Below are 15,448 nucleotides of genomic sequence, written 5' to 3'. Positions count from 1 at the left end.
CCGGGGCGGGCGGCAGCCCTCCCCGGCCCGTGCGCCGGTGTTCAACTTCGCTCAGCGGACCTGGTCCACGTCGACGAGGTCGACTCGGATCCCCCGGCCGCCGATGGCACCCACGACCGTGCGCAGTGCGCGCGCGGTGCGGCCGTTGCGGCCGATCACCTTGCCGAGGTCGTCGGGGTGCACCCGGACCTCCAGCACGCGCCCGCGGCGCAGGTCGCGTGAGGCGACCCGCACGTCGTCGGGGTTGTCGACGATGCCCTTCACGAGGTGCTCGAGAGCCTCCTCGAGCATGCTCAGGCCTCGGTCGACTCAGCGGGCGCGGCCTCGGCCTCGTCCGCCTTCTTGTCGGCCTTCTTGGCCTTCGGGGTGATGGCCTCACCCTTGGCCTCGTCGCCCTCGATCGCCTTGGCGAAGGCCTCGAAGGAAGCGCGCTTGTCTTCCTTGGTGGCCGGGGCCAGCAGCGGCTTCTCGGGGGCCGGCAGGCCCTTGTGCTTCTGCCAGTCGCCGGTCAGCTTCAGGATGGCGAGGACGGGCTCGGTCGGCTGGGCGCCGACGGAGAGCCAGTACTGCGCGCGCTCCGAGTCGACCTCGATGCGGGACGGGTTCTGCACCGGGTGGTACAGGCCGATCTCCTCGATCGCCCGGCCGTCACGGCGGGTGCGGGAGTCGGCGACGACGATGCGGTAGTGAGGCGAACGGATCTTGCCCAGACGCTTCAGCTTGATCTTGACTGCCACGGGTGTGGTGTCTCCTGGTCTTGACGTGGTAGGGCACGACGAAATGCCACGTGGGGTTGCGGTACCCGAGTGCCCGATGGACGCGTCAGCCGTAGGAGAGAGGGGTCCTGTTCGACTGTCGAGTACAGCTAGCCATTGTGCCACACCGCGCGGGGCCGCCGGAGCGGGGGCGGCCGCCGCCGCTCCGGGCGAGCGGCCGCCGGCCCCGGACCGCCGGAGCGCGGGTCATCTCGCGGCGCCCATCGCCTCCGGGATGCGGAAGGGCTTCCCGCAGCCGCCGCACACGATCGGCGCCTGGGCGAGGACCGACGGGACGACGCGGACGTTGCGCCCGCAGTCGCAGACGGCCTTGACCCGGACGCCGCCGCCGGACGAGCCGTGGCGCGCGGCGGGCCCCCGGAAGGAGCGCTTGGTGTCGGCGGCCGTCGCGGCCGTGTGCGCCTTGAGGGCGCGCTGCAGCCGCTCGATGGTCGGCCGGTACCGGCGCTTGGCCTCGGGGCTGAGCGTGACCAGGGAGAAACCGCTGCTCGGGTGCGGCTCCTCGGAGTGGTCCAGGCCCATCTCCTCGGCGATCGCCAGGAATCGGCGGTTGTGGTAGCGGCCGGCGCGCGAGGTGTCGCGGACTCCTCGGGCGGCGGCGATGCCGTGGACTGCCTCGTGGAGCAGTCGCTCGAAGGAGAGCTCGGCGCCGCAGGCGGACGACGACTCTCCGATCAGGGACTCGGGCGCGGCTAGATCGGGCAGCTCGGGGTGGTGCCGCTGGATGTCGGCCCACGCCTGTGCCAGTTCTGCGGCGAGGACAGGTGGTGTCGTGCTCACGTCGTGAACAACGAGCCGGGGTCCCGTCGGGTTCCATTCCGGGGCATCCCAAATATTTTGCACGTACCCGTCAGTTGGCATTGATGTGTCCTCACGAGGGCCAGTGCGCTGATCTGCGGAAGAAGCCACTCAGCTCGCACCAAGGTGGACGTATGGTCGCCGGACGGAGCGCGGCTCGGACGGCGTCGGGGCGCCCCCTCGCCCGGTCCGCGCCGGGTGGCGCGGGGTGACGGCGCATCACCGGGGGTGACGTTACCCCCGTCGGGCGGTGCTCGTCGCACCGGCCCCGCCGGCATGGCGGGATTCGCGCGGCGGCCCCACTATGGGGAGTGGTTCGTGCCGGGCCAGGGGGCGCACGACCGGGGCACGCGCGCATTGCGGCCCGACCCCCTGGACGCGGGGGCGGAAGCGGAGTTCCCTGGCCGCGGACCGTGCGGAGCGCACGTTCACGGGGGCTGTCCAGCAGAGCACGGACGCGACAGTTGCACTCTCGGCTGATTGGGGCGCATTCGATGACACCGATGCTCGTCCGGCACCAACCCCACCCGGCCTCGGCCCCCGCCGCCGCGGACGCGCCGGCGCGCGCCCGTGACTGGGCGGAGATCCAGGAGCGGATGCTGGTACCGCTCTACGAGGCGGTGTACGAGCACCTGGAGGTCGGCACCGCGACCCGGCTCCTCGGGCTCGGCTGCGGCTCCGGCCTGGCCCTGCTGATGGCCGCCACGCGCGGGGCGCGGGTCACCGGGGTGGACACCGACCACGCGCGCGTGGACCTGGCCAGGGAGCGGCTGCTCCCCGACCCGGCGGCCTCGGGGCCGGGCGGCCACCGGGGCCCCGGCGCCGGCCAGGAGTCCCGGCTGCTGTACGGCGGACCCGACGCCGCCGCCGACCCGGCACTCCCGTACAACCTCGTCACCGCCTTCCAGCCGGTCGGCTGCACCGCGGGCGACTCGGACGGCCTCGTGCCGGCCCTCACCGCGGCCGTCCCGCTCGCGGAGCGCGGCGGCGCCGTCGTCCTCACCGGCTGGGGCCCGCCCGAGCGCTGCGCCACGACCTCGGTGTTCCGCGTCGCGGGGCGCCTGGCCGAGCGGCTGCGCGGCGGCGGACGCTGGCGGCCGGCCCACCGCGACGACCTGGAGGAGGTGGCCGCGCGGGCCGGGCTGCGGCCGGACGGCTCCGGGAGGGTCTCCTGCCCCTTCGGCTACGCGGACACCGACAGCGCCGTGCGCGGGCTGCTGTCCACCGGCCTCTTCGACGCGGCGGTCGCCGCCAGCGACCAGGCGACCGTCGAGAAGGAGGTCGCGGAGGCCCTCCATCCGTACGTCCGGCACGACGGCACCGTCTGGATGCCGAACGTCTTCCGCTACCTGGTCGCCCGCATCCCGTGACCCACCGGCCCGGCGCCCGCGCGCGCCGGGCCGTGGGACCGCCCCGGGGCTCCTCCCGGTGCGGGCGGGGCGAGGCCGGACGCCGGGAGGCCGGACGGCGCGAGACCGGGCGCCCGGGAGGCCGAGCGGGGCGAGGCCGGGCGCGGGTGCGCCCCGGACGCGTACGTGCGGCCGCCGTCCACCCGGCACGCGTGAGGGGCACCCGCCGTGGGCGGGTGCCCCTCACCTCGTACCGGCGCGGGCCGCGGGCGGGCGCGGCCCGCCCCGGCGCGCGGTCAGCGCATGAACTTCTTGAACTCGTCCGGGAGCTCGAAGTCCTGGCCCGGCTGGCCCGCCGGGAGCCCGAACGCGCCGCCCTGCTGCACCTGCTGCTCCCGGCGCACCGCGGCGGCCTGCTCCTCGGCCTTGCGCTTCATCGGGTTGCCGCTGCGGCGCTTGCCCTTCGCCTGCTTCTGCTGCTTCTTCTGCCGGCCGGCGCCGCCCATGCCCGGCATGCCCGGCATCCCCGGCAGGCCGCCGCCCTGCGCCATCCGCGACATCATCTTGCGGGCCTCGAAGAACCGCTCCACCAGCGACTTCACGGCGCTCACGTCCACACCGGAACCCCGCGCGATGCGCGCCCGGCGGGAGCCGTTGATGATCGTCGGGTCCTGGCGCTCCGCCGGGGTCATCGACTTGATGATCGCGGCCGTTCGGTCCACGTCCCGCTCGTCGATGTTGTTGATCTGGTCCTTCATCTGGGCCATGCCGGGGAGCATGCCGAGCAGCTTGGAGATGGAGCCCATCTTCCGGACCTGCTCCATCTGGGCCAGGAAGTCGTCGAGCGTGAAGTCCTTGCCCTTCGAGGACGCCAGCTTCGAGGCCATCTTGGCGGCCTCTTCCTGGCTGAAGGTCTGCTCGGCCTTCTCGATCAGCGACAGCACGTCGCCCATGCCGAGGATGCGGGAGGCCATGCGGTCCGGGTGGAACGCGTCGAAGTCGTCCAGCTTCTCGCCGTTGGAGGCGAACATGATCTGGCGGCCGGTGACGTGCGCGATGGAGAGCGCGGCACCGCCGCGGGCGTCGCCGTCGAGCTTGGAGAGGACGACACCGTCGAAGCCGACGCCGTCGCGGAACGCCTCCGCCGTGTTGACGGCGTCCTGGCCGATCATCGCGTCGACGACGAAGAGGATCTCGTTCGGGGAGACCGCGTCGCGGATGTCCGCGGCCTGCTGCATCATCTCCTGGTCGATGCCGAGGCGGCCGGCGGTGTCGACGATGACGATGTCGTGGAGCTTGGTCCGCGCGTACTCGAGGGAGTCCTTCGCGACCTCGACCGGGTCGCCGACGCCGTTGCCCGGCTCCGGCGCGTACACGGCCACGCCGGCCCGCTCGGCGACGACGGACAGCTGGTTGACGGCGTTCGGGCGCTGGAGGTCGCAGGCGACGAGCAGCGGCGAGTGGCCCTGTCCCTTGAGCCACAGGCCGAGCTTTCCGGCGAGGGTCGTCTTACCGGCACCCTGGAGGCCGGCCAGCATGATGACGGTCGGGGGCTGCTTGGCGAAGCGCAGCCGCCGGGTCTCGCCGCCGAGGACCTTGACCAGTTCCTCGTTGACGATCTTGATGACCTGCTGGGCGGGGTTGAGGGCCTTGGAGACCTCCGCCCCGAGGCACCTTTCCTTGACGTCCTTGATGAAGGCGCGCACGACCGGCAGGGCCACGTCCGCTTCGAGGAGCGCGATGCGGATCTCGCGGGCCGTGGCGTCGATGTCCGCCTCGCTGAGCCTGCCCTTGCCCCGCAGGGACTTGAAGGTGGCTGAAAGGCGGTCGGAGAGAGTATCGAACACGGCGGCGTCGGTCCTCGGAGTCGGGAGCTGGGTCGCCCTCCAGAGTATCCGGCCCGGCGGGCGGATCGTCCCCGCCCGGCGACGGGAGCGGGCGGCGGGGAGGCCGCGCACCGGAGGGCGTACGCACCCGCGGGGCAAGACGCGGGTACGGGGTCACCCCCGCAGCGCCTCCTCCAGCCGCCGCGCCACCGACACCGCCTCCTCGCCCGGCAGCGGTGCCCCCTCGCCGGTCGTGACGTAGAAGGCGTCCACCGCGTTCGCGCCGAGCGTGCTGACATGGGCGCTGCGCACCCGCACCCCCGCGTCCTCCAGGGCCCGGCCGATGCGGTGGAGCAGGCCGGGGGCGTCCTGGGCGCGGACCTCCAGGACCGTGGCCCGGGCGGCCGACCCGGCCGGTGCGACGGTGACGCGCGGCGGCGGGGCCGGGACGCCGCGCCGGCCGGGGTGGGCGGCGTCCCGCTCGGCGAGCCGGGCGGCCACGTCGAGGGAGCCGTCGAGGGCGCGGACGAGGTCGGCGCGCAGCCGGCCGGGCTGCGGGAGGGAGCCGTACTGGGCGGCGACCCGCCAGTTGAGCACCAGCACGGAGCCGGTGGCGCCGAGCGCGTCGGGCAGGTCGACGGCGCGCAGGTCGGCGGAGCGGACGGTGAGCCGGTGCAGGGCGAGGACCCCGGCGGCGGCGGGGAGGACGCCGGGCTGGTCGGGCAGGGCGATGAGCAGTTCCACGCCGACGGGCTCGGGGCCGCCGCCGGGCGCCGCGGGCTCCGTTCCGCGCGCCGCCGGGTCCCCGCCGCCCGGGAGAGGCCCCCCGGCCGGCGCGGCCTCCCCGGCCGTGAGCGGCCCCCCGGCCGGTGGAGACGCGGCGGTCTCGGCGCGGGTGTGCAGGGCCAGGACCGGCTCGCCGGTGCGCAGCGCCTCCACGGCCAGGCGCTCCTCCCGGGCGCCCGGTGCGGCGGGGTCGGCGGGGCGGGGCGGGGCGCCGCCCGCGAGGGCGGCGGCGACGCGTGCCACGAGGTCGGCGACGAGCGAGGCCCGCCAGGCGGACCAGGCGGCGGGGCCGGTGGCGAGGGCGTCGGCCTCCGTGAGGGCGTGGAGCAGTTCCAGCGTGGCGGCGCAGCCGACGGCGCGGGCCACCGAGGCGACGGTGGCGGGGTCGTCGAGGTCGCGCCGGGTGGCGGTCTCCACGAGGAGGAGGTGGTGGCGTACGAGGGTGGCGATGACGGCGGTGTCCGCCGGGTCGAAGCCGGCGCGGGCGGCGACCGCGCGGGCGATCCCCTCACCCGCGCGCGCGTGGTCGCCGGGCGCCCCCTTGCCGATGTCGTGCAGGAGGGCGGCGGCGAGCAGCAGGTCGGGGCGGCCGACCCGGCGGGTGAGGGAGGAGGCGCGTACGGCGGTCTCGACCAGGTGGCGGTCGACGGTCCAGGTGTGGACGGGGTTGCGCTGCGGGAGGCACCGCACCCGCTCCCACTCGGGGATGAGGCGGGTGACGAGCCCCTCGGCTTCGAGCGCCTCCCACACGGCGACGGCCGGCTCGCCCGCGCCGAGGAGGGTGACGAGCTGCTCGCGGGCCTCGGCGGGCCACGGTACGGGCAGCGGGTCGGCGGTCGCGGCGAGGCGGCGTACGGCGTGCCGGGAGAGCGGCAGTCCGGCCTGGGCCGCCGCGGCGGCGGCGCGCAGCGGGAGGACGGGGTCGCGTTCGGGGCGGGCGGTGCGGGCGAGGACGGCCTCGCCGTCCATCTCGACCACCCCCTCGGCGAGCGGGGTGCGCTCGGGCCGGCTCCTGCCGCCGCGCGGGCCGCCGAGGAGGCCGCGCAGGCGGGTCCGGGGGGAGCGGGCGCGCAGGACGCGGTGGACCTCGCGCCAGGTGACGTCGGAGGCGTACGCGAGGGTGCGGGCGGCCTCGTAGACGCGGCGGAGCAGGGCGTCGGCGTCGGGCAGGCCGAGGGCGCGGGCGACCTGGTCCTGCTCCTGGAGGGCGAGGCGGTCCGTGGCGCGGCCGGTGACGAGGTGGAGGGCGTCGCGTACGTCGAGGAGGGCGCGGCGGGCGTCGTCGAGGCCGTCGCGGGGGGCGTCGGCGAGCCAGGAGGCGGCGACGGCGCGCAGGGCGGTGGCGTCGCGCAGGCCGCCGCGGGCCTCCTTGAGGTCGGGTTCGAGGAGGTGGGGCAGTTCGCCGTGGCGTTCGGCGCGTTCGCGGCACAGCTCGTGGAGGGCGGGGAGGCGGGTGGGCGCCCGGTCGCGCCAGTCGGCGAGTACGGCGGCGCGCAGGCCGGCGGCGAGGGCGCGGTCGCCCGCGACGGGGCGGGCGTCGAGGAGGCCGAGGTGGGCCCTGAGGTCGGCGGCGGCGGTCGCGCGGGCCTCGGCGGGGGTGCGTACGGAGTGGTCGAGGGCGAGGCCGAGGTCCCAGACGGGGTACCAGAGGCGGTCGGCGAGGGCGGCGACGGCGGCCGGGGACGCGGTGCCGTCGTGGAGCAGGAGCAGGTCGAGGTCGCTGCGGGGGGAGAGTTCGCCGCGCCCGTACCCGCCGACGGCGACGAGGGCGGTGCCGGGGGGCGGGGAGGCGGCCGCGTGGAGCGCGGCGAGCCAGTCGTCGGTGAGCCGGGCGAGCGCGGCACGGCGCGGCGGCCCGGGCCGCGTCTCCTCCTGGAGGAGGCGCAGCCGGGCCGCCGCGTACCCGCCGGGTCCCGAGTCTTCCGTCGTCGCTTCACTGTCGGTGCTCGTCACCCGGCTGCTCCCTTACAGCGCGTCGGGGCCGCGTTCGCCGGTGCGGACGCGTACGGCCGTGTCGACGGGGACGCTCCACACCTTGCCGTCGCCGATCTTGCCGGTGCGGGCGGCCTTGGCGATGACGTCGATGAGCTGCTCGGCGTCGTCGTCCTCGACGAGGACCTCGATGCGGATCTTGGGTACGAGGTCGACGGTGTACTCGGCGCCCCGGTAGACCTCGGTGTGGCCGCGCTGGCGGCCGTAGCCGCTGGCCTCGCTGACGGTGAGTCCCTGGACCCCGAAGGCCTGGAGGGCTTCCTTGACCTCGTCGAGCCGGTGCGGCTTGACGATCGCGGTGATGAGCTTCATGCGTCCACCTTCTTCTGCTGCGTCGCCGGCGTGGTCGCGGCGGTGGCCGGTGCGGCCTTGCGGGGGGCGGTGCCGCCGCCGGCGCCGCTGTGGTCGTAGGCCGTCTCGGCGTGCTCGACCTGGTCGATGCCGGAGACCTCGTCGTCCTCGTCGACCCGCATGCCGATCGTCTTGTGGAGGACCAGGGCGAGGACCGCGGAGACGGCCAGGGAGTAGGCGAGGACGGCGGCGACGCCGACGACCTGCTTGACGAGCTGCTCGGCGCCGCCGCCGTAGAAGAGCCCCTTGGCCTCGGACTGGACGCCGCCGGTGGCGAAGAAGCCGACGAGGACGGAGCCGACGACGCCGCCGACGAGGTGGACGCCGACGACGTCGAGGGAGTCGTCGTAGCCGAAGCGGTACTTGAGGCCGACGGCCATGGCACAGAGCAGGCCGGCGACGGCGCCGATCGCGAGGGCGCCGAGCGGGGAGCAGGAGCCGCCGGCCGGGGTGACGGCGACGAGGCCGGCGACGGCGCCGGAGGCGGCGCCGAGGGTGGTGCAGGCGCCGTGGCGGACCTTCTCGTAGCCGAGCCAGGCGAGCATGGCGGCGGCGGTGGCGACCTGGGTGTTGACGAACATCACGGCGCCGACGCCGTCGTCGTTGCCAAGCCAGGAGCCGGCGTTGAAGCCGAACCAGCCGAACCAGAGGAGGGCCGCGCCGAGCATGACGAGGGGGAGGCTGTGCGGGCGCATCGGGTCCTTGCCGAAGCCGACGCGCTTGCCGATGACGAGGATGACGGCGAGGGCGGCGGCGCCCGCGTTGATGTGGACGGCGGTGCCGCCTGCGAAGTCGATGACGCCCATCTCGAAGAGCCAGCCGCCCTCCGCCCACACCCAGTGGGCGACGGGGAAGTAGACGACGGTGGCCCACAGGGCGATGAACAGCGCCCAGGCGCCGAACTTGACGCGGTCGGCGAGGGCGCCGCTGATCAGGGCGGGGGTGATGACCGCGAACATCAGCTGGAAGGCGGCGAAGACGAAGACCGGGATGGTCGTGGCGCCCCACAGCTCGTCGCGTCCGATGCCGCTGAGCCCGGCGTAGTCGGAGGACCAGCCGACGAGCGAACCGGTGTCCGTGCCGAAGGCGATGCTGAAGCCGTAGAGGACCCACAGGACCGTGACGATCCCGAGGCTGACGAAGCTCATCATCAGCATGTTGAGGGTGCTCTTGACGCGGACCATGCCTCCGTAGAAGAAGGCGAGCCCGGGGGTCATCAGCATCACGAGCGCGGAGCAGATGAGCATGAATCCGGTGTTGGCGGCAGAGAGCGTGGGAGCTTCCTCTGCGGCGAGCGTCAGGATGCCTGGGGGCATCGGCGTCTCCTCGTCGTCGGTCGGCCTGTGCGGGGCGCGGAGCCGGGGCTGCGCGGCTGTGAGGGATGGCCGGTTATGACGCAGGAGATTCGCGCAGCGCCGTTTCCGGCGATGCCGCTGGGTGTTTCGGGGCGGTGACGAAGGGGCGGGACGTGTTACGCGGCCGTGAACCGCCGGGGCACGGCCGGGTCACGGCGATACCCTCCGCCGGACGCCGCCCGACGCCGCCCGACGCCGCCGGACGGTTCCGTGCGGGTTCGCGCGGTTCCGTGCGCGGCTCCGCCTGCCGGCCCCCGGCACAGAACCGGCCGCGGCGGTCGCACCCGTGGACCTGGCGGTGGGGGAACCGTTTCGGGTGTACGGGGTGGACCGCCGCGGCCGGGGGCCCTGGGCCGCGGGCGGCTCAGACCGCTTCGGCGGTCTCGGGGAGGGTCTTGGCGAGGAGTTCGGTGATGTCGGTGACCTCGGGGACGTCGCCGAAGTCGCGTACGGCGGTGTCGACGGTCTTGCGGAGCCGGGTGTTCACCCGCTCGGAGCGGACCCGGGCGGCGATGGTGAGCGCCTGCCTCGCGTGCTCCACGGCCTGCTCGGGCTCGCGCTTGAGCAGGTGGACGGTGGCCATGCCGACCAGGTTGAGGGCGTACGAGCGCTGGTGCTCCGGGTCGGTGGAGAACAGCTCGACGGCGCGCCGCATGACCGGCTCGGCGAGCGAGGCGTAGGCGGGGCTGCGGCCGGAGAAGTAGGCGAGGTCGCGGTAGGAGTGGGAGTTCTCCCCGCTGAGCTCGGCCTCGGTGAAGAAGCGGATCCAGTCGGGGTCGGGCTCGTCGTCGAGGCCGGCGTCGGCGAAGGTCTCCTCGGCCATCCGCACGGCCCGCTTGCACTTGCCGGGCTGGCCCATGTTGGCGTAGGCGCGGGCCTCCATCGCATACAGCATCGCCTGGGTGCGGGAGGTGGCGCAGTCGCGACTGCCGTACTGGGCGAGGTGGATGAGCTCCAGGGCGTCGTCCGGCCGTCCGAGGTGGATCATCTGACGGCTCATGGAGGAGAGGATGTACGAGCCGAGCGGCTTGTCCCCGGCCTCCTTGGCGGCGTGCAGGGCGAGCACGAAGTACTTCTGGGCGGTGGGCTGGAGGCCCACGTCGTAGCTCATCCACCCGGCCAGCTCGGCCAGTTCGGCCGCACAGCGGAACAGGCGCTGCGAGACGGCGGCCGGCTGGGGCTCCTGGAGCAGGTCGGTGACCTCGTGGAGCTGGCCGACGACGGCCTTGCGGCGCAGTCCGCCGCCGCTCTGGGCGTCCCAGCTGCGGAACATGGCGGTCGTGGACTCGAGCATGTCCAGCTCGGCCCGTGAGAGCCGGTTGGGCCGCCGGGAGGACGCCGGCGGGTCGGTGCGCTCGGCGGCCGGGGTGGGGACGAGCCAGCGCTGCATGGGCTCGATCAGGGAGGGTCCGGCGGCCAGGGTGAGGGACGTGCCGAGGAAGCCCCGGCGGGCGAGCATCAGGTCGCTGCGGGAGAACTCGCTGAGCAGGGAGACCGTCTGCGGCCCCGCCCACGGCAGGTCGACCCCGGCCACGGAGGGTGACTGGTGGGCGGCGCGCAGCCCGAGGTCCTCGACGGCGACGACGGTGCCGAAACGCTCCGAGAACAGCTCGGACAGGATGCGCGGGATCGGCTCGCGGGGCTGCTCCCCGTCGAGCCAGCGCCGTACGCGGGAGGTGTCGGTGCTGATGTGGTGGGCGCCCATCTGGCGGGCGCGGCGGTTCACCTGGCGGGCGAGCTCGCCCTTGGACCAGCCGCTGCGCACGAACCACGAGGCGAGCTGCTCGTTCGGGCGCTTCCCGGCATTCGTACCGTCTGTGCCGCTGCCGCCCACTGGAAGGCCCCCATCCGCCGAATCTCCGTGTTGCCGAACCCTGGTCAGAGTGCCGTGGGCCGTGCGCCGGCGTCCCGGGGCCGGGCCCATGGGCCGCACCCCTGCCGACGGACGCCGCGTTGCCCCCGGCATACCCACGAGTGCGGACGCTACCCAAGGTTCGCGCACTGAAAGTAATCCTACGATCACCTGCTCCGCGAGGCTCTTCGCGGAAACGCCACCATTCGCCACCCCTTCGAATGAACTCCCTTGCAACTGGGCGCGATTCACTTGACACACGACACACGCGGGCCCGGCGCACTGCGGCTCGGGGCGGCGCGCGGGTGGTGCGCGCACCACCGCTCCGGCGCCCACGCGCCGCCCGAACGGGTGGCGATATGACGCAGAGTCACGACTACGCTCCGAGTCGTAACCACCGGCGAGTTCGACCCGTTGGAGGGGGCATGGGCTTCACGATCGGCGGCACGCGCATCCGCGACATGCGGTCCGGGTGGACCGGTTTCACCGGCCTCGCCGGGTTGACGTTCCCGGGCTCCCGGCGCCGGGCGACACGGGCGGCGGAGTGCACCGTGGTGGCGGAGTACACCGGCCTGTGGGGGTGGGACGTGGTGCCGGGCGCCCGCGCCGCCGCCGGCGCCTGCTCCTGCGGCGACCCGTCCTGTACGGCTCCGGGGGCGCACCCGCTGGGGTTCGCGCCGGAAGTCCCGGCGGGCGCCTCGCTCGACGAGGTGGCCGAGGCGTGGTCGCGGTTCCCGGGTGCGGCGCTGCTGCTGCCCGTGGGGCGGGCCTTCGACGTTCTGGAGGTCGCGGAGGCGGCGGGGCGGCGGGCGCTGGTGCGGCTGGAGCGGATGGGGCTGCCGCTGGGGCCGGTGTGCGTGACGCCGACGGGACGGGCGCAGTTCTTCGTGGCGCCGGGGGCGGCGGCCGAGCTGCCGCGGCTGCTGTACCGGATGGGCTGGGACGACGCGGAGCTGGACCTGCGCTGCCTGGGCCCGGGCAGCTGGATCACGGCGCCGCCCTCCGACCTGGGGGGCCACGGGCCGGTCCGCTGGCTGCGCGCCCCGTCCCCGGACGCCCCGCACAGCGCTCCGCAGGCCCGGCTCCTGCTGGGCACCCTCGCCTACGTCAGCCATCGCGCCGCGGCGGCCTGAGCGGCGGGGCTCCCGACGGCGGCGGGGCTCCCGACGGCGGCGGGGCTCCCGACGGCGGCGGGGCTCCCGACGGCGGCGGGGCTCCCGACGGCGGCGGGGCGGCCCCCGGCGGCGGGGCGGCCCCCGGCGCCGCTGCGCCTCGGGGCCGCCCCGCTCACGTCCGGGGGGGGAGGGTCAGACCGGGTCGCCGATCAGGGCGTCCACGAAGGCCTCCGGCTCGAAGGGGGCCAGGTCGTCCGGGCCCTCGCCGAGGCCGACCAGCTTCACCGGGACGCCCAGCTCGCGCTGGACGGCGATGACGATGCCGCCCTTGGCGGTGCCGTCCAGCTTGGTGAGGACGATGCCCGTGATGTCCACGACCTCGGCGAAGACGCGGGCCTGGATCAGGCCGTTCTGGCCGGTCGTGGCGTCCAGGACGAGGAGCACCTCGTCCAGCGGGCCGTGCTTCTCGACGACGCGCTTGACCTTGCCCAGCTCGTCCATGAGCCCGGTCTTGGTGTGCAGACGGCCCGCGGTGTCGATGAGCACCACGTCGGCGCCCTCCGCGATGCCCTCCTTGACGGCGTCGTACGCGATGGAGGCGGGGTCGCCGCCCTCGGGACCGCGCACCGTACGGGCGCCGACGCGCTCGCCCCAGGTCTGGAGCTGGTCCGCGGCGGCGGCGCGGAAGGTGTCGGCGGCGCCGAGCACGACGGAGCGGCCGTCGGCGACCAGGACCCGGGCGAGCTTGCCGGTGGTGGTGGTCTTGCCGGTGCCGTTGACGCCGACGACCATGACGACGCCCGGCGTCTCCAGGCCGCCCTCCGTCTTCAGGGAGCGGTCGGAGTCGGTGCCGACGAGGGTGAGCAGCTCCTCGCGGAGGAGGGTGCGCAGCTCGTCGGGCGTGCGGGTGCCGAGGACCCGGACGCGCTCGCGGAGGCGTTCCACCAGCTCCTGCGTGGGGGTGACGCCGACATCGGCGGTGAGGAGGGTGTCCTCGATCTCCTCCCACGTCTCCTCGTCGAGGTTGTCGCGCGAGAGCAGGGTGAGCAGGCCCTTGCCCAGGGAGTTCTGGGAGCGGGCGAGCCGGGCGCGCAGCCGGACGAGGCGCCCGGCGGTGGGCGCGGGGATCTCGACCTCGCGGACGGGGGGCTCCGCGACGACCGGGTCCTCGATGGCGGCGGGCGTCTCGACGGCCTCCTCGGCCGTCGGGAGGCCGACCTCCTCGATGACCCGGCGTTGCTCGTCGCGGGGTGTCTCCGCCTCCTCGCCGACGCGTGGCTCGGCTGGCGGGGCGGTGATGGTCGGCGTGGTGGTCGGGGCCTCGGGCGGCGGCAGCTGCTTCTTCCGGCGTCCGCCGACGACGAGGCCGCTGATCACGCCGACCGCGACCAGGGCGATGACTACAGCAAGGATGACGAATTCCATGGTCCGTCCAGTATGCGCGACGCGGTCGCCGCCCCTCCTGCCCGGAAGGCCGGGTTTCGGCGGTTGTGGTGGCGGGGGCGGCGAATGCGGGTGATCGGGTGGCTGTCAGGTGGTGAGGGGAGCCTCGTACGCGGGCGCGCGGGGCAGCCCCGTACGCGGCGGGCCGGGCGGGCGCACGGCTCGGCGCCGCCCGGAGGCGGGTGCACGGGGCGCCGAGGCGGGCGCGTGGCGGTGGCGGGCGCACGGCGCGGGCAGGCCGACTGCCCCGGCGCGCGCGGAAGGGGCGGCGCCGGGGCAGTCGGGAGATCGAGGAGAGGGGCAGCGGGGATTAGCCCATCTCCTCCAACGCCTTGCCCTTGGTTTCCTTCACGAACTTGAGCACGAAGGGGATGGAGAGCACGGCGAAGACCGTGTAGATGACGTACGTGCCGGAGAGGTTCCACTCGGCGAGCGAGGGGAAGCTCGCGGTGATCGTCCAGTTGGCGAGCCACTGGGCGGACGCGGCGACGCCCAGGGCGGCGGCGCGGATGCGGTTGGGGAACATCTCGCCGAGGAAGACCCAGACCACCACGCCCCACGAGAGGGCGAAGAAGAGGACGAAGGCGTGGGCGGCGGCCAGGGCGACGGCGCCCTGGGTGGCGGGGAGCTTGCCGTCCACGAGGTCGGCGGAGAAGGCCCACGCCTCGATGGCGAGGGACACGGCCATACCGGCGGAGCCGACGAGGGCGAGCGGCCTGCGGCCGACCCGGTCGACCAGGACCATCGCGATCACGGTGCCGATGATGTTGATGATCGACGTGGTGAACGAGTAGAAGAACGAGCCGGACGGGTCGATGCCGACCGACTGCCACAGGGTCGCGGAGTAGTAGAAGGCGACGTTGATGCCGACGAGCTGCTGGAAGACCGACAGGCCGATGCCGACCCAGACGATGGGCAGCAGCGCGAACCGGCCGCCGAGCAGGTCCTTGAAGGTGGACTTGTGCTCGCGGTGCATGGCCGTCTCGATCTCGGCCACGCGGGCGTCGAGGTCCACGCCCCGGCCCTCGACCTCGGCGAGCACCTCACGGGCGCGGTCCTTGCGGCCGACGGAGATCAGGAAGCGGGGCGACTCGGGGATGGCGAAGGACAGCACGCCGTAGAGGACCGCGGGCACGACCATGACGCCGAGCATCCACTGCCAGGCCTCCAGGCCGGCGATCTCGCCGCGCTGGTCGCCTCCGGCGAGGTTGAGGATCGCGTAGTTGACGAGCTGCGAGACGGCGATGCCGATCACGATCGCGGCCTGCTGGAACGCGCCGAGGCGGCCCCGGTACGCGGCGGGGGCGACCTCCGCGATGTAGGCGGGGCCGATGACGGACGCCATGCCGATGGCGAAGCCGCCGACGACGCGCCAGAACGCCAGGTCCCACAGGGCGAAGGGCAGGGCGGAGCCCACGGCGCTGACCGTGAACAACGCGGCGGCGATCTGCATGCAGCGGATGCGGCCGATGCGGTCGGCGATGCGGCCGGCGGTGGCGCAGCCGATGAGCGCGATGGCGATGACCTGGGCGAGCACGCCGGAGCCGACGTCGTAGCGGTCGCGGATCGCCTCGACCGCGCCGTTGATGACGGAGCTGTCGTAGCCGAAGAGGAAGCCGCCCATCGCGGCGGCGGCCGTGATGAAGATGACGTGGCTGAGGTGGTCGGGGTGGGCCTGCCGGGCTCCCGACGCGGGGTGTTGCGTGCTGGTCACGTGGAACTCCTGGGCCCGGCGCCGTCGCCGGGCGTGGGGGATGAGCCCTTCCAGTGGCGCACAACCTCATGCCGCCCACCACTTGAAGGTG

Annotated in this window: 12 protein-coding genes; 2 read left to right on the top strand and 10 right to left on the bottom strand. The window is 74.5% G+C overall.

Going from position 1 to position 15,448, the window contains the following annotated elements; all coding sequences use genetic code 11:
• Positions 1–51: 51 nt before the first annotated feature.
• The 3 genes from CP974_RS22345 to CP974_RS22335 form a co-directional block, all read right to left on the bottom strand.
• Positions 52–291 (bottom strand): RNA-binding protein, encoded by a 240-nt coding sequence (locus tag CP974_RS22345; RefSeq protein ID WP_031130168.1) that lies wholly within the window; start codon positions 289–291, stop codon positions 52–54.
• A gap of 2 nt (positions 292–293) precedes the next feature.
• The gene (gene rpsP / locus CP974_RS22340) at positions 294–737 is read right to left on the bottom strand and encodes a 30S ribosomal protein S16 (protein ID WP_031130169.1); all 444 of its coding nucleotides are present in this window, start codon (positions 735–737) and stop codon (positions 294–296) included.
• Positions 738–962: 225 nt separating this feature from the next.
• Positions 963–1,556, bottom strand: coding sequence for a hypothetical protein (locus CP974_RS22335; RefSeq protein WP_031130170.1), 594 nt, complete (start codon positions 1,554–1,556; stop codon positions 963–965).
• Between the two features lie 512 nt (positions 1,557–2,068).
• Between CP974_RS22335 and CP974_RS22330 the strand changes: the two genes are divergently transcribed.
• A complete protein-coding gene (locus CP974_RS22330; protein ID WP_031130171.1) occupies positions 2,069–2,944 on the top strand; it encodes a methyltransferase domain-containing protein in 876 nt (291 codons plus the stop codon).
• A gap of 275 nt (positions 2,945–3,219) precedes the next feature.
• Here the strand turns inward: CP974_RS22330 and ffh are convergent, their stop codons facing one another.
• The 5 genes from ffh to nsdA form a co-directional block, all read right to left on the bottom strand.
• Positions 3,220–4,770 (bottom strand): signal recognition particle protein, encoded by a 1,551-nt coding sequence (ffh, locus tag CP974_RS22325; protein WP_031130172.1) that lies wholly within the window; start codon positions 4,768–4,770, stop codon positions 3,220–3,222.
• 153 nt (positions 4,771–4,923) lie between these two features.
• Positions 4,924–7,488 carry a [protein-PII] uridylyltransferase gene (locus CP974_RS22320; protein WP_031130173.1) on the bottom strand — a complete coding sequence of 855 codons (2,565 nt, stop codon included), beginning with the start codon at positions 7,486–7,488 and terminating at the stop codon, positions 4,924–4,926.
• A gap of 12 nt (positions 7,489–7,500) precedes the next feature.
• The gene (locus CP974_RS22315; RefSeq protein ID WP_031130174.1) at positions 7,501–7,839 is read right to left on the bottom strand and encodes a P-II family nitrogen regulator; all 339 of its coding nucleotides are present in this window, start codon (positions 7,837–7,839) and stop codon (positions 7,501–7,503) included.
• Positions 7,836–9,194, bottom strand: a complete 1,359-nt coding sequence (locus CP974_RS22310) for an ammonium transporter (protein WP_031130175.1) — start codon at positions 9,192–9,194, stop codon at positions 7,836–7,838. Before CP974_RS22310 ends, CP974_RS22315 begins: the two co-directional genes overlap by 4 nt.
• A 403-nt stretch (positions 9,195–9,597) precedes the next feature.
• Positions 9,598–11,067, bottom strand: a complete 1,470-nt coding sequence (gene nsdA / locus CP974_RS22305; protein WP_031130176.1) for a transcriptional repressor NsdA — start codon at positions 11,065–11,067, stop codon at positions 9,598–9,600.
• Positions 11,068–11,510: 443 nt separating this feature from the next.
• Between nsdA and CP974_RS22300 the strand changes: the two genes are divergently transcribed.
• Positions 11,511–12,218, top strand: coding sequence for a bifunctional DNA primase/polymerase (locus CP974_RS22300; protein ID WP_031130177.1), 708 nt, complete (start codon positions 11,511–11,513; stop codon positions 12,216–12,218).
• A 174-nt stretch (positions 12,219–12,392) separates the two neighbouring features.
• On the opposite strand, the gene ftsY is transcribed toward CP974_RS22300, so the two are convergent.
• Together ftsY and CP974_RS22290 are read right to left on the bottom strand one after the other, a co-directional pair.
• A complete protein-coding gene (gene ftsY, locus CP974_RS22295; protein WP_031129891.1) occupies positions 12,393–13,625 on the bottom strand; it encodes a signal recognition particle-docking protein FtsY in 1,233 nt (410 codons plus the stop codon).
• A gap of 328 nt (positions 13,626–13,953) precedes the next feature.
• A complete protein-coding gene (locus CP974_RS22290) occupies positions 13,954–15,357 on the bottom strand; it encodes a sugar porter family MFS transporter (protein WP_150485846.1) in 1,404 nt (467 codons plus the stop codon).
• Between the last annotated feature and the right edge of the window lie 91 nt (positions 15,358–15,448).

It is taken from the genome of Streptomyces fradiae ATCC 10745 = DSM 40063, from assembly GCF_008704425.1.
Classification (GTDB): Bacteria; Actinomycetota; Actinomycetes; order Streptomycetales; family Streptomycetaceae; genus Streptomyces; species Streptomyces fradiae.
This window is presented reverse-complemented; position numbering and strand designations above follow the sequence as displayed.

What these genes read in the sequence shown, in the direction of transcription:
- CP974_RS22345 (WP_031130168.1), bottom strand. Translation starts at nt 291, where the DNA reads ATGCTCGAGGAGGCTCTCGAGCACCTCGTGAAGGGCATCGTCGACAAC.
- CP974_RS22315 (WP_031130174.1), bottom strand. Translation starts at nt 7,839, where the DNA reads ATGAAGCTCATCACCGCGATCGTCAAGCCGCACCGGCTCGACGAGGTC.
- ftsY (WP_031129891.1), bottom strand. Translation starts at nt 13,625, where the DNA reads ATGGAATTCGTCATCCTTGCTGTAGTCATCGCCCTGGTCGCGGTCGGC.
- CP974_RS22310 (WP_031130175.1), bottom strand. Translation starts at nt 9,194, where the DNA reads ATGCCCCCAGGCATCCTGACGCTCGCCGCAGAGGAAGCTCCCACGCTC.
- CP974_RS22330 (WP_031130171.1), top strand. Translation starts at nt 2,069, where the DNA reads ATGACACCGATGCTCGTCCGGCACCAACCCCACCCGGCCTCGGCCCCC.
- CP974_RS22300 (WP_031130177.1), top strand. Translation starts at nt 11,511, where the DNA reads ATGGGCTTCACGATCGGCGGCACGCGCATCCGCGACATGCGGTCCGGG.